Origin of the sequence: Mycolicibacterium mageritense (assembly GCF_010727475.1) — a bacterium.
GTDB classification, from domain to species: domain Bacteria; phylum Actinomycetota; class Actinomycetes; order Mycobacteriales; family Mycobacteriaceae; genus Mycobacterium; species Mycobacterium mageritense.
On sequence record NZ_AP022567.1, the window covers coordinates 7,606,037 to 7,619,364 of the forward strand.

Sequence of the window (13,328 nt, forward strand, 5' to 3'; positions counted from 1 at the left end):
GGCAAGACCACGCCGGTCCAGATCTACGCACCCGGAGTGTCAGCGCGCGTCGAACTCCAGAGCGGATTCCGCGGAGTCGACGTGGCCGTTGCTGATGATGGTGAGGCTGTCAGGCCGGATCTGGTACAGGGCACCGTCGGCCGGGTTGGTGGCGTCGAACCCGCCGCCTGCGCGCTCGGCGGTCGAGATCTCGAGATTCGCGCCGTCCCTTAACCGTTCACCCCGATAGTAGAAGCTGTTCGAACCGGTCTGGCAGATCACCGCGATGGACTGCGCGGTGCGGATCATCGCGGCAGGCGTGCTGCCCGAGTCGCAGCGCGCCGTGTGACCGACGAAGCCCTGCGCATCCGTGCCGCTCACATCGAGCGGTCCGGCCTTCTTGGTGGTGGTCGTCGGCGTGGTCGTCTCGGTCGTCGTGTTGTCCTGCTCGGGCGGTGCGGCCAACGGGGTGCGGCGGGTCGAACCGCTCGTGTCGTCACCGCTGACCAATATCGCGGCCAGCACGGCCGCGACGCCCAGGAGCACTGCCGTCGCCACGACCAAAGTCACATGCGAACGACGGAATCGTTGTTTGCGGGCGGGCGGCGCGGCAGCGGGCACCGCTGCCGCAGGTGCCGGTGGTGGGAGTTGCGGCGGATACGGCGTGTAGCCCGTGCCCTCCGGGTTGGGATAGACCGCCGAGAACTCGCGCGTCTGTGGCCTGGGCGGGATCGGATCGGGCGCGGGCGCCGGCGGGACGGGCCGGAAGTCGGCGGCCGCCTGCGTCGCGGCTCGGGCCAGGTCGCCTGCCGTCGGATAGCGGGCGGCCGCCTCCTTGGCCATGCCCCGGGCGATGACTTCGTCGAACGCGCGGGTGATGCCACGGCGCATGATGCTGGGCCGCGGTGGCGGCGTGAACATGTGCGCGCTCATCAGTTGCCGCAGGTCGCCCGTCTCGAACGGCGGACGACCCGTCAGGCACTCGTACAACAGGCACGTCAGCGCATAGATGTCGGCCGGTGGCCCCACCGGTCCCCCGCCGAACCGCTCGGGCGCCATGTAGGCACTCGAGCCGATCAGCACGCCCGTCATGGTGACGCTGGCCTCACCGCCGCCGTAGGCGATGCCGAAATCGACGAGGTACGCGAAGTCGTTTGCGGTCAGCAGGACGTTCTCGGGCTTGATGTCGCGGTGCACCAGTCCGTCGGCGTGCGCGGCGTCCAGTGCCGACGCGACCTGTGTGATGATCGCCGCGGCCCGCACGGGGTCGAGTGGCCCGTGCGCCCGCAGCAGATCCTTGATGCTGCCGCCCTCGACCAGCCGCATGTCGATGAAGAGGACGCCGTCGATATCGCCGAAGTCGTGCACCGGGATCACGTGCGGTTCCTGCAACCGCGCCGCCACGCGCGACTCGCGGCGGAACCGCGCTTGATAACTCGGATCGGCGGCGACCTCGGTGCGCAGCACCTTGACCGCCACCGTCCGGTCTTTCACCGTGTCGTAGGCGCGGTACACCTCACCCATGCCGCCCACACCGATCAGAGACCGCAGTTCGTAAGGCCCGAACCGGGTACCGATGCGCGATGCGCCGGGGGGCGTGGGCATTCGACGATCCTTCCAGGGTTCCAGGGGTGTATCGGTGACGAGGATAGATCTGTTTCGCCCCGACCCCCGGAAACCGCCGGTCAGTCGAACGCCGAGTGCGGCGCGCCGATGCCCGGATCGATCTTCACCGGCCCGGCCGCCGACGGCGCCACCGGGAAGTCGAAGATTGCTGTCGGGATGTACACCGTCGCACAAGCATTGGGTATGTCCACGACGCCAGATAGCCGGCCCTCGATCGGTGCGGCGCCGAGCAGCAGATACGCCTGCTCAGGGCTGTAGCCGAACTTTGTGAGGTAATCGATGGCATGCAGGCAGGCTCGCTGGTAGGACAGGTGCGAGTCGAGGTAGCGCTGCTCACCGTCGAGCGTGACCGACGTGCCCGAGAAGGCCAGCCACTCGGAGTACTGCGGATCAGTGTTTCCGGGCATGAATATGGCGTTCTCGCTCACCCCGTAGGTCTCCATGCCGCCCGGGATCACGTCCACCCGCAGATCGATGAAGCCACCCATCTCGATCGCGCCGCAGAACGTGATCTCACCGTCGCCCTGTGAGAAGTGCAGATCGCCCACCGACAGGTTCGCGCCGTCGACGTACACCGGGTAGAAGATCCGGCTGCCCTTGGTCAGGTTCTTGATGTCCTGATTGCCACCGTTCTCCCGCGGCGGCGCGGTGCGGGCCGCTTCGCCTGCGGCCTTGGTGAAGGCATCGCCCGTCAGGCCGCCGAGGATCGCGTCCTGCGGTTCGGGCGGCAGCGCGAGCGGCGGCACCCGGTCCGGGTCGGTCGCGATCAGGGCAGCCTCACGGGTGTTCCACTTTGCCAGCAGCCCCGTCGACGGCGCCGTTCCCATCAGGCCCGGGTGCACGATGCCCGTGAACTCGACGTGGGGCACGTGGCGCGATGTCGCCTTCTGACCCGAGAAGTCCCAGATCGCCTTGTACGCATCGGGAAACTGGTCGGTGAGGAATCCGCCGCCGTTGAGCTTGGGGAAGATCCCGGTGTAACCCCACCCCTGGCCGGCCAACGGGCCCGAATCCTCTTGCGGGATCGGGCCGACATCGAGGATGTCCACGATCAGCAGGTCGCCGGGTTTGGCCCCCTCGACCGCGATCGGCCCGGACAGCACGTGCACCGTGGTGAGCGGCGCGTTGAGAATGTCGTCGGCGGAATCGTCGTTGACGATGGCACCGTCGAACCATTCCCGGCAGTGCACGCGGAACGAATCGCCCTTCTTGACGGTCACCGCGGCCGGGATGTCGGGGTGCCACCGGTTGTGGCCCAGCTTCTCCTGATCGGTGAACTTCTTGGTCGAATCGAGCGGGAACACAACCTCGGGCATTGATCCTCCTTCAGGGGCGGGGCAATTTTTGATGAAGCGGGTTGGTGGTGACTTTTTGCCGACGCGTCGGCGACGACGGTGTGCTGACGACCGCCGGGCGGTCGGCTGTGGCTCGGGTCGCGTCCTGCAGCGCCATGGCCGACTTGTCGGCGCGACCGAGGTTGGGAGACGAAATCGTCCGGCGGGCCGTGCCGCCGCATTCCGGGCAGTCGATCACGTCAGGGCGGGAATCCATCGGATACCGCTGATTCGTGGTGCCACAACCGGAATTGCATCGAAACGCATAGAGCACCAACAGGTTTCCTCGCTATCACCGAGCGGTGTGGACACATGCAACATTACCTATGACTTCCGCTTCGTGCGGGCCAGTTCGAGAAAAAACTTCCATCTGGAACTGTTATGTCTGGATGCTCCGCCCGCTTGACGCTGCGTCCAGGGCGCAAAAGTGCGAGAAACCCACACCCTCATTGCAGAGTCAACACCGGGAGCCGTGCACACCCACCCGCCCCCGCGAGGCGGTGCGGTAGCTTCACGCGAGACCTGACGGCAAACGAGGAGCCGGTTTCTTGTGAACGATCTCAAGCCGTTCATCCCCTCGATCGACTGGGGCGCCGAAGCGCTGCATTCACTGTGGTGGCTCGCGCAGGCATGGACCATCGCCGCGGTGTGCACGCTCGCGGTGCTGACACTGCTGGCCCGTTACACCACGTGGGGCCGGCAGTTCTGGGCCGTGACGGGTGCGTATTTCACCGGCGCGCACAGCGTCAAGGTCTGGGCGGTGCTGGGCGCGATGCTGCTTTCGGTGATCATCGGTGTGCGCCTTTCGGTGCTGTTCAGCTATCAGAGCAACGATCTGTACTCGGCGGCCCAGATCGCGGTGCAGGGCTTCGCGACCGGCAACGACACAGTGAAAGAATCTGGGATACACGGCTTTTGGGTGTCGCTGCTGACCTTCTGCCTGCTCGCGGCCATCTTGGTGACGCGAGTGCTGGTCGACCTGTTCATGACGCAGCGCTTCATGCTGGCCTGGCGGACGTGGCTCACCGATCGGCTCACGGGCGACTGGCTCGACGGCCGCGCCTACTACCGGAACCGGTTCATCGACCAGACCATCGACAACCCGGATCAGCGCATCCAGTCCGACATCGACGTGTTCACCGCGCTGTCCGGGCCGCAGCCGAACACGCCACACCAAACCAGCAACGGCACACTGCCTTTCGGTGCGATCTCGGCGATCGTGTCGGTGATCTCGTTCACGTCGATCCTGTGGAACCTCTCGGGGGAGTTGAGCGTGTTCGGCATCGACATCCCGCGTGCCCTTTTCTGGTCGGTGTTCGTCTACGTCGCGTTCGCGACCGTGATCGCGTTCGCGCTCGGCCGCCCGCTCATCCGGTTGTCGTTCAACAACGAGAAATTCAACGCCGCGTTCCGGTATGCCTTGGTACGGCTGCGCGACGCCGCCGAGTCGATCGCGCTGTACCGCGGCGAAAAGGCCGAACGCGGTCAGCTGCGGCAACGGTTCGCCTCGGTCGTCGCCAACTACAAGCGCTTCGTCAACCGGACCCTGGTGTTCACCGGGTGGAACCTGTCGATGAACCACATCATCATTCCGTTGCCCTGGCTTCTGCAGGCACCGCGGCTGTTCGCCGGCCAGATCCAACTGGGCGCGGTCACGCAGTCGGTGACGGCGTTCGGCGCGATCCAGGACGCGTTGTCGTTCTTCCGCAACTCCTACGACACGTTCGCCGGTTACCGCGCGTCGATCATGCGCCTGCACGGCCTGGTCACCGCCGACACACAGAGCCGAGCTCTGCCCCAGCTCGCCATCGCCGAAAGCCTGGGCAGCGTGGTCGAACTCGACCGCGTCGAGGTGCGCAACCCGGCAGGCGAACAGTTGATCCGCGACCTGAGTCTGAGTCTCGGCACCGGCGAGGCGATGATCATCACGGGCGAATCGGGAACAGGGAAAACCACATTGCTGCGCAGTATGGCCCAGCTGTGGCCCTACACGTCGGGCACCATGCGCTGCCCGCTGGGCGACAACGAGACGCTGTTCCTGTCCCAGCTGCCCTACGTTCCGCTCGGCGACCTGCGCACCGTGGTGTCGTATCCGCACCAACCCGGCGACCTTCCCGACCGCGTGCTGCGCGATGCGCTGCTCGCCGTGGCGCTGCCCCGCTACGTCGACCGGCTCGACGAAGTCGACGACTGGGCCAAGGTGCTGTCCCCCGGCGAGCAGCAACGCGTCGCGTTCGCCCGCGTGCTGTTGACGAAACCCAAGGCGGTGTTTCTCGACGAAGCCACGTCGGCATTGGACGAACCATTGGAGTTCATGATCTACGCGCTGGTCCGGCGCGAACTTCCCGACACGGTGTTCATCAGCGTCACCCACCGCAGCACGGTCAACCGCCACCACGAGCAACGGCTCGAACTGCTCGGTGACGGGCGGTGGCGACTCGGCCGAATCGACGACACAGAGCCGGTTTCCGTGTAGCCGGGCCATATGTCCGACAAGATGGCTGCCATGGACCACATCACCTTCATCCCCACCGTCGAGCAGCTGCACTACACGTTCGGCGGCGCCGAGCCTGTCATGCGCATCCGGCCGGGAACCGTTTTGACGTTGTGGGCCGAGGACGCCTACGGCGGCCGCATCACGAGCGTCGACTCCGTCGCGACCGTCGCGCTGGACACCGAAGATCTCAATCCGCAGACCGGACCGTTCTGGATCGAGGGCGCCGAGCCGGGCGACACCCTGGCAATCCACTTCGTCGACCTGACCCCTGCGCGCAGCTGGGGCGCGTCGACCACCATTCCGTTCTTCGGCGGGCTCACCAGCACGCCGGCCAGCCCCACGCTGCAGAATCCGCTCACGGAGCGCACGTGGATCTACGAATACGACTCGGCCGCACGCACAGTCGGATTCTCCGCGCGCGGCAGCAACTTCGAGGTGGCGCTGCCCGCCAATCCGATGCTCGGCACCGTCGGTGTTGCTCCGGCCCGGCGCGAGGTGCGCAGCTCGCTGGTGCCCGAGGCATTCGGCGGCAACATGGACACGCCCGAGATGGTGGCGGGCGCCACCTGTTATCTGCGGGTCAACGTGGAAGGCGCGCTCTTCTCGCTGGGCGACGGCCATTACCGGCAGGGTGAGGGCGAGTCGTGCGGCACCGCGGTGGAAGGCGCGATGAATGTCACCGCGATCGTCGAACTCATCAAGGGCGGTGGCCCGGCCTGGCCGCGGCTGGAGAACGACACGCACCTGATGACCATCGGCTCGGGGCGCCCGCTGGAGGAGGCGTGGCGCGCGGGTCAGGTCGAGATGATCACGTGGCTCGGCGAGCTGTACGGCCTGGACCGCCTCGACGCCTACCAACTGCTCACCCAGATCTCCCTGGCACCGCTCGCCAACGTCGTCGACACCAACTACAGCTCGGTCACCAAGATCGACAAACGGCTGCTGCCCGCGGCCCCCGCGTACGGCGGCGTCCACGACGAGTTGCGCAGCGCCGCGCGCGCCCTCGGCTCGATCTCCTACTGACCGGAAAGGCACATCATGGATCTCGGATTGACGGGCAAACGCTTCGCGGTCACCGGCGGCACACGCGGGATCGGCCGGGCCGTGGTCGAAGGCCTGCTGGCCGAGGGCGCGGCGGTGGCCTACTGCGCCCGCACCCCTGACGCGGTCGCCGAAACCCAGACCGAGCTGGCCGCAGGCGGCGCGACCGTCGTCGGCAGCGCGGTCGACGTGAGCGACGCGGCCGCCGTGGCCGGGTGGGTGTCGCGGACCGCTGAAGAGTTCGGCGGTCTGGACGGTGTCGTCGCGAACGTCAGCGCGCTGGCCATCCCCGAGAGCACCGAGGCGTGGCGGACGAGCTTCGAGGTCGACCTCATGGGCACGGTCAGCCTGGTCGACGCGGCGCTGCCGCATCTGCTGGACAGCGGCGCCGGTTCCATCGTGACGATCTCGAGCGTTTCGGGCCGCGAGATCGACTTCGCGTCGGGGCCGTATGGGACGTTCAAGGCCGCCATCATCCACTACACGCAGGGCCTGGCCTACAACTACGCGGGTAAGGGAGTCCGAGCGAACTCGGTCAGCCCGGGAAACACCTACTTCCCTGGCGGCGTCTGGCCCACGATCGAGGAGAAAAACCCCGAGTTGTTCGCGGCGGCCCTGGCCCTCAACCCCACCGGCCGCATGGCCACACCCCAGGAGGTGGCCAACGCCGTGGTGTTCTTGAGCAGTTCGGCTGCCAGCTTCATCACCGGAACGAATCTCCTGGTCGACGGCGCGCTGACGCGCGGCGTGCAGTTCTGAGTGGGTGGGCGTCACCGAGGCTGGCGCCCCGCACGTCAGTCCCGTCTGGTAAGACGGTGGCACGACGAGCGGCACTGCATGACTGCGGCATCGCGATCCACCGACCGACCACCAAGGGTTCCTGATGGCCGATTCCAACGATGTCCCCGCGACCGCCAAGCGCTCGGGGATTGCTCGGTGGATCCGCCGCTACGCGATCCTGGTGATCATCGGCTGGATCGCGCTGATCGGCGTGCTCAACGCCACCGTGCCGCAGCTCGAGGTCGTGGGCCAGATGCGTTCGGTGTCGATGAGCCCGTCCGATGCGCCGTCGGTCATTGCGATGAAGCGCGTCGGCAAGGTTTTCGACGAGTTCCACTCCGACAGCTCGGCGATGATCGTGCTGGAGGGCGACAAGCCACTCGGCGACGACGCGCACCTGTTCTACAACGACATGGTCGACAAGCTCGAAGCCGACACCAAGCACGTCGAGCACGTCCAGGATTTCTGGGGCGATCCGCTCACCGAGGCCGGGGCGCAGAGCAATGACGGCCAGGCCGCGTATGTACAGGTGTATCTCGCGGGCAACATGGGCGAGGCACTGGCCAACGAATCCGTTGAGTCGGTCCAGAACCTCGTCAAAGGGCTGAGCCCGCCGCCAGGCGTCAAAGTCTTCGTGACCGGCCCGACAGCGCTCGCCGCCGATCAGCAGATCGCGGGCGACCGCAGCGTGCAGATCATCGAGATGGTCACGTTCGCGGTCATCATCACGATGCTGCTGCTGGTGTACCGGTCGATCATCACCGTGATCATCGTGCTCGTCATGGTGGTCATGCAGCTCTCGGCGGCCCGCGGCGTGGTGGCATTCCTGGGTTACCACAACCTCATCGGGCTCTCGACGTTCGCGACGCAGCTGCTGGTCACCCTCGCGATAGCCGCGGCCACCGATTACGCGATCTTCCTCATCGGCCGATACCAGGAGGCCCGCGGCAACGGCGAGGACCGAGAACAGGCGTACTACACGATGTTCGGCGGCACCGCGCATGTGGTGCTGGGTTCCGGCATGACGATCGCCGGTGCGACGTTCTGCCTGCACTTCACGCGACTGCCCTATTTCCAGTCGCTCGGCATCCCGATGGCCGTGGGCATGGTGGTCGCGGTGTTCGCCGCGCTCACGCTCGGGCCGGCCCTGATCACCGTCGCGAGCCGGTTCGGCAAAGTGCTTGAGCCCAAACGCGCCATGCGGATCCGCGGTTGGCGCCGGCTCGGGGCGTTCGTGGTCCGCTGGCCCGGGCCCGTGCTGCTGTCGACCATCCTGCTGTCACTGGTCGGCTTGCTGACCCTGCCGGGCTACCGCACCAACTACAACGACCGCAACTATCTGCCTCCCGACCTGCCCGCCAACGCGGGCTACGCCGCCGCCGAACGGCACTTCTCCCCCGCCCGCATGAATCCCGAGCTGCTGCTCATCGAAACCGACCACGACATCCGTAATTCGGCCGACTTCCTGGTGATCGACAAGATCGCCAAGGCCGTGTTCCGCGTGCCCGGCATCGGCAGCGTTCAGGCCATCACCCGGCCGCAGGGCGAGCCGCTGGAGTTCAGCACCATCCCGGCGCAGATGAGCATGGGCGGGGTCATGCAGACCATGAACCGCAAGTACCTCACCGACCGCGCGGACGACATGCTGCTGCAGGCCGACGACATGCAGACCACCATCGACACGATGGACCGGATGATCGCGCTGATGCAGGAGATGAGCTCGATCACGCACAGCATGGTCGGCAAGATGGACGTGATGGTGGCCGACGTCAAAGAACTGCGGGACCACATCTCCGATTTCGACGACTTCCTGCGTCCGCTGCGCAACTACCTGTACTGGGAGCCGCACTGCTTCGACATCCCGGTGTGCCAGTCGATGCGGTCGGTGTTCGACGGGCTCGACGGTGTCGACACCATGACCGAGAGCATCGAGCAGCTGATGCCCGACATGCACCGGCTCGACGAGCTGATGCCGCAGATGGCGGCATTGATGGGTCCGCAGATCGAAACCATGCGGAGCATGAAGACGATGATGCTGACCATGTACCAGACCCAGAAGGGTCTGCAGGACCAGATGGCGGCGATGCAGGACGGCCAGACGGCCATGGGTGAGGCGTTCAACGATTCGAAGAACGACGACACGTTCTACCTGCCGCCCGAGATCTTCAACAACGCCGACTTCAAACGCGGCATGAAGAGCTTCATCTCGCCGGACGGAAAAGCCGTGCGGTTCATCATTTCCCACGATGGTGACCCGCTGACGCCCGAGGGCATCAAGCTGATCGACGGCATCAAACTGGCCGCCAAGGAGGCCATGAAGAACACCCCGTGGGAGGGCTCCAAGATCTACGTCGGCGGCACCGCGGCGGCCTTCAAGGACATGCAGGAAGGCAACAACTACGACCTGATCATCGCCGGGATCTCGGCGCTGTCACTGATTTTCATCATCATGCTGATCATCACGCGCAGCCTGGTGGCCGCGGCCGTGATCGTCGGGACGGTGCTGGTGTCGCTCGGCACGTCGTTCGGGCTGTCGGTCCTGGTGTGGCAGCACCTGCTCGGCATCGAGTTGCACTTCATGGTGATGGCCATGGCGGTGATCGTGCTGCTCGCGGTGGGCGCGGACTACAACCTGCTGTTGGTCGCTCGACTCAAAGAGGAACTGCCGGCGGGCATCAACACCGGCATCATCCGGGCCATGGGCGGCAGCGGGTCGGTGGTGACCGCGGCCGGTCTGGTGTTCGCGTTCACCATGATGTCGATGGTGGTCAGTGAGATGACCGTGGTCGCCCAGGTGGGTTCGACGATCGGCCTCGGCCTGCTGTTCGACACCCTGGTGATCCGGTCGTTCATGACGCCGTCGATCGCGGCGCTCATGGGCCGGTGGTTCTGGTGGCCACAGCTGGTTCGGACCCGGCCCGCGCGCGGTGTCGTCGCCCGCGCCTTGGAGCGGTCGCGCTCCTAGGCTCGTGAGGTTCTCACCACCGCGTCGATCAGGAGTTCGGCAGCCGCGTCGACGCGCGCCCGGTCCCGTGTGACCAGCACGTCCTGGCACAGCCCGCGCAGCCCCGACACGACCAGCGTCGCGCGCGCCCTCGCGTCGTCAGCGGAAAAGCCCACGGCTCCCAGTGATTCCGCGATCGGGTCGATCATGACCTCGACCGCGTCCCTGGCCGATGCCCCATAGGTCTCGGGATCGGTGACCGCCAGGCTGAGGACTTGCAGCAGTAGCCGCACGTTGCGGCGCTCACCCCCGCGAGTCAGTTCGCGCCACATCGTGTGTGCCGCGTCGGCGAACTGGTCCGGGGTGGTGACACTGCTGAACATCTCACCCAACTCGGGTCGGCTGGCGTCGAGGGCCTGCGCCAGCAATTCGGCGCGGTCGCCGAAGTAATACAGCAGCATGCGCTTGCTGGTGCCGAGCGCCTGCGCCATCGGCGCCAACGACATGTCGCCGATGCCGTGCTGTTCGAGATAGGCCACGACCGCCTTGAGCAACTCTTCTCGTTTGGCGGGATCTGCAGTGCGGGCCACGCCTTGACCGTACCGATCGGTACGCTTATAGTCAAAATTGTATCGATCGGTACGCTTATTGCGATGGAAGGAGAAGGATTCATGACCGGTCTGCGGGTTGCCGTCGTCGGCGCCGGAATCGGCGGGTTGACCGCCGCCATCGCGCTGCGCGCCAACGGCATCGAAGCCACCGTCTACGAACAGGCCCACGAGCTCAAGGCGCTCGGCGCCGGAGTCGCCATCGCGACCAACGGTTCGCGGATCCTGACCCGGCTCGGCCTCGGGGACGCGGTCGCCGCGGTTGCCGGGCCGGTGACCCACTATCAGTTCCGTACTTGGCAGGCTCAGCCGATCGCCGGTGAACCGTCGACCCTGTCGTTCGGCGATCCGGCCAGGACGTGGTTCCTGCACCGCGGTGATTTCCAGAAGGTGCTTGCCGAGGCGCTGCCGGCCGACGCCCTGCAGTTGGGCCGCTCGTGCGTCGACGCCGTCGAGCACCGTGCCGGGGTTCGGGTCCAATTCGCCGACGGCACAACGACCGACACCGACCTCGTGGTCGGCGCCGACGGTATTCACTCCCGTCTGCAGGGCAAGGTGACCAGCCCCGCCGAACCCGTCAGCGAAGGAATCATGGCCTACCGTGGCCTGATCCCGGCCGAGCGGGTGAGCGCGACCATCGACATGCACGCCAGCTCGATGTGGCTGGGCCCGCGACAGAGCTTCCTGGCCTATCCCGTGTCGGCCGGCCGGCTGCTCAACATCGTCGCGTTCGTCCCCACCAACCTGACCGTTGCCGAATCCTGGACCGCGCCGGGCGATGTCGCCGAACTCGCGGCCGCCTATCGCGGCTGGGATCCGACGATTTCAGCGGTCATCGACGCGATGGATTCCACCTTCCGGTGGGGCATCTACGACCGCGAACCCTTGGATCGGTGGTCCACCGATCGAATCACGCTGCTCGGCGACAGCGCCCACGCCGTGACGCCGCACCTCGGTCAAGGCGCCAACCAGGCAATCGAAGACGCGATGACGCTCGCGGTGCTCCTGCGCGATGCGCGGCCCGCCGACCTCCCGGCCCGGCTGCGCCGCTACGAGCAGCTTCGCATGGGCCGCACCGGTCATGTCCGCAGCCAGGCCCGCGCCGCAGGGCGAATCTACCGGTCGACCGGGCTGACCCCGGTCGATCAGGCCGGGCAACTGCAGAGCATCCTCGACAGCGTCGCCATCAACACCCACGACGCCGAGCAGGTGGCCGAGACCGCGATCGCGGCCTGAGCATCAAGCCAATTCGAACACCGGGATCACCCGGTCGGTCCGCGTCTCGTACTCCGCGAAACCGGGGGCGCGCTGCGTGATCACCTCGTAGACCCGGTCGCGCTCGTCGCGTGGAAGTTCACGCGCAGTCACGGATCTGGGTGCGTCGGCACCGATCTCCACGGTGACCTCGGGATGCGCCCGAAGGTTGTAGGCCCAGGCCGGATCCCGGTCGCGACCCGCCGACGAGCCGACCACGTAGATCTTCCCGTCGATGTCGAAATACGCCACGGGATTGACGCGCTGCGCGCCGCTCTTGGCGCCCTTGGACGTGAGCAGCAGCAACGGGAAGCCTTCGAACTGGCCACCGACCTTGCCCCCGTTGGCCCGGAACTCCTCGATGTTGCGTTCGTTGAACTCGCGCTCGGCTCGATCAGTCATGGCTTCATGGTGCCCTTCGTAACCGTCACGGTGCACACTGGATCTTTGTCCGACCTGGACCAGGGGGAAAGTACGTTGGCTACAGATCGCGATTCCGCACGCATGGTGCCCTCCGCACCCGCGGGGTACGAGTACGCGGGTGCTTGGATCCGATTGTTCGGCACGCTGATCGACAGCGTGATCGGGATCGTGCCGATAATGCTCGTGCTCGGGCTGGTCGTCGTCGCCCACGGCGGTGGCGTTGACTATTTCGACTACCTGTCGGATCCAGGCAGATCCGGGTGGGTGACCGGCGTCTTCGTGTACCTGCTCACGAGCGGTGTGATGATTGCGTGGCTCGCACTGTGGCAGGCCAAGGCCGGAGCATCACCCGGCATGATGTTGCTGAGGCTTCGGGTGCGCGCATCCGATGCGCTTGGTCCGCCCTCCATAGCCTCCGCAGCCATCCGCAACCTCATCACGGTCATGGCCGTCATGAATTCGGTCACCGGGCAAGAGTGGGTCGACAACCTGCTGAGCCTCGTCGGGCTGGTCGCCTACGCCGCCATCGGTATCTCCATCGCGAAAAGCCCCACTCACCAAGGCTTTCACGATCGACTCGCCGGCGGCACCTACGTCTTGCGCCGTGTCCACTGACAGACCGAGCGGTTACCCGGAACGACGGGCTACCGGTCGAGGAGCGCCGCTTCCTCGGGTGTCACCAGGCGCTCCTCGTTCTCCGGATAACGCCGGCTCTTGATGGGGCGGCGGATCAGCAGAAGGGCGATCCGCGCGGTTCGCGTGTCGAACGTCCGGCTCATGTTCACGGTTGTCACTCCATTCTTCTGATCGTCCGATGTCGGATACACGACGCCCGAGGGCGC

12 protein-coding genes are annotated in these 13,328 nt (G+C 66.2%); 6 read left to right on the forward strand and 6 right to left on the reverse strand.

From position 1 onward, the window contains the following. Positions 1-39: 39 nt before the first annotated feature. From G6N67_RS36835 to G6N67_RS38960, 3 genes are all read right to left on the reverse strand, one after another. Positions 40-1,584, reverse strand: coding sequence for a serine/threonine-protein kinase (locus G6N67_RS36835; protein WP_036443000.1), 1,545 nt, complete (start codon positions 1,582-1,584; stop codon positions 40-42). 80 nt (positions 1,585-1,664) lie between these two features. Next, positions 1,665-2,921: a formamidase gene (gene fmdA / locus G6N67_RS36840; protein ID WP_036442996.1), complete on the reverse strand. Its 1,257-nt coding sequence runs from the start codon at positions 2,919-2,921 to the stop codon at positions 1,665-1,667. 10 nt (positions 2,922-2,931) lie between these two features. Further along, complete coding sequence (locus G6N67_RS38960) at positions 2,932-3,213, reverse strand: FmdB family zinc ribbon protein (protein ID WP_229477547.1); 282 nt, start codon at positions 3,211-3,213, stop codon at positions 2,932-2,934. A gap of 276 nt (positions 3,214-3,489) precedes the next feature. On the opposite strand from G6N67_RS38960, the gene G6N67_RS36850 reads away from it, so the two are divergent. The 4 genes from G6N67_RS36850 to G6N67_RS36865 all read left to right on the forward strand — a co-directional run bounded on the left by G6N67_RS36850 (position 3,490) and on the right by G6N67_RS36865 (position 10,222). Beyond that, positions 3,490-5,415 carry an ABC transporter ATP-binding protein/permease gene (locus G6N67_RS36850; protein WP_036442990.1) on the forward strand — a complete coding sequence of 642 codons (1,926 nt, stop codon included), beginning with the start codon at positions 3,490-3,492 and terminating at the stop codon, positions 5,413-5,415. Between the two features lie 30 nt (positions 5,416-5,445). After that, entirely contained in the window at positions 5,446-6,459 is a 1,014-nt protein-coding gene (locus tag G6N67_RS36855) for an acetamidase/formamidase family protein (RefSeq protein ID WP_036443450.1), read from the forward strand. Between the two features lie 15 nt (positions 6,460-6,474). Beyond that, complete coding sequence (locus tag G6N67_RS36860; RefSeq protein WP_036442987.1) at positions 6,475-7,236, forward strand: SDR family NAD(P)-dependent oxidoreductase; 762 nt, start codon at positions 6,475-6,477, stop codon at positions 7,234-7,236. A gap of 124 nt (positions 7,237-7,360) precedes the next feature. After that, positions 7,361-10,222, forward strand: a complete 2,862-nt coding sequence (locus G6N67_RS36865; RefSeq protein WP_036442984.1) for an MMPL/RND family transporter — start codon at positions 7,361-7,363, stop codon at positions 10,220-10,222. On the opposite strand, the gene G6N67_RS36870 is transcribed toward G6N67_RS36865, so the two are convergent. Beyond that, positions 10,219-10,791 carry a TetR/AcrR family transcriptional regulator gene (locus G6N67_RS36870; RefSeq protein WP_036442981.1) on the reverse strand — a complete coding sequence of 191 codons (573 nt, stop codon included), beginning with the start codon at positions 10,789-10,791 and terminating at the stop codon, positions 10,219-10,221. The genes G6N67_RS36865 and G6N67_RS36870 overlap by 4 nt on opposite strands. 90 nt (positions 10,792-10,881) lie before the next feature. Between G6N67_RS36870 and G6N67_RS36875 the strand changes: the two genes are divergently transcribed. After that, complete coding sequence (locus G6N67_RS36875; protein WP_036443449.1) at positions 10,882-12,045, forward strand: FAD-dependent monooxygenase; 1,164 nt, start codon at positions 10,882-10,884, stop codon at positions 12,043-12,045. A gap of 3 nt (positions 12,046-12,048) precedes the next feature. On the opposite strand, the gene G6N67_RS36880 is transcribed toward G6N67_RS36875, so the two are convergent. After that, a complete protein-coding gene (locus G6N67_RS36880; protein WP_036443446.1) occupies positions 12,049-12,465 on the reverse strand; it encodes a nitroreductase/quinone reductase family protein in 417 nt (138 codons plus the stop codon). Between the two features lie 75 nt (positions 12,466-12,540). On the opposite strand from G6N67_RS36880, the gene G6N67_RS36885 reads away from it, so the two are divergent. Then, positions 12,541-13,101 (forward strand): RDD family protein, encoded by a 561-nt coding sequence (locus G6N67_RS36885; protein ID WP_163642453.1) that lies wholly within the window; start codon positions 12,541-12,543, stop codon positions 13,099-13,101. Between the two features lie 29 nt (positions 13,102-13,130). Here the strand turns inward: G6N67_RS36885 and G6N67_RS36890 are convergent, their stop codons facing one another. Continuing rightward, a complete protein-coding gene (locus G6N67_RS36890; protein ID WP_163642053.1) occupies positions 13,131-13,271 on the reverse strand; it encodes a hypothetical protein in 141 nt (46 codons plus the stop codon). Between the last annotated feature and the right edge of the window lie 57 nt (positions 13,272-13,328).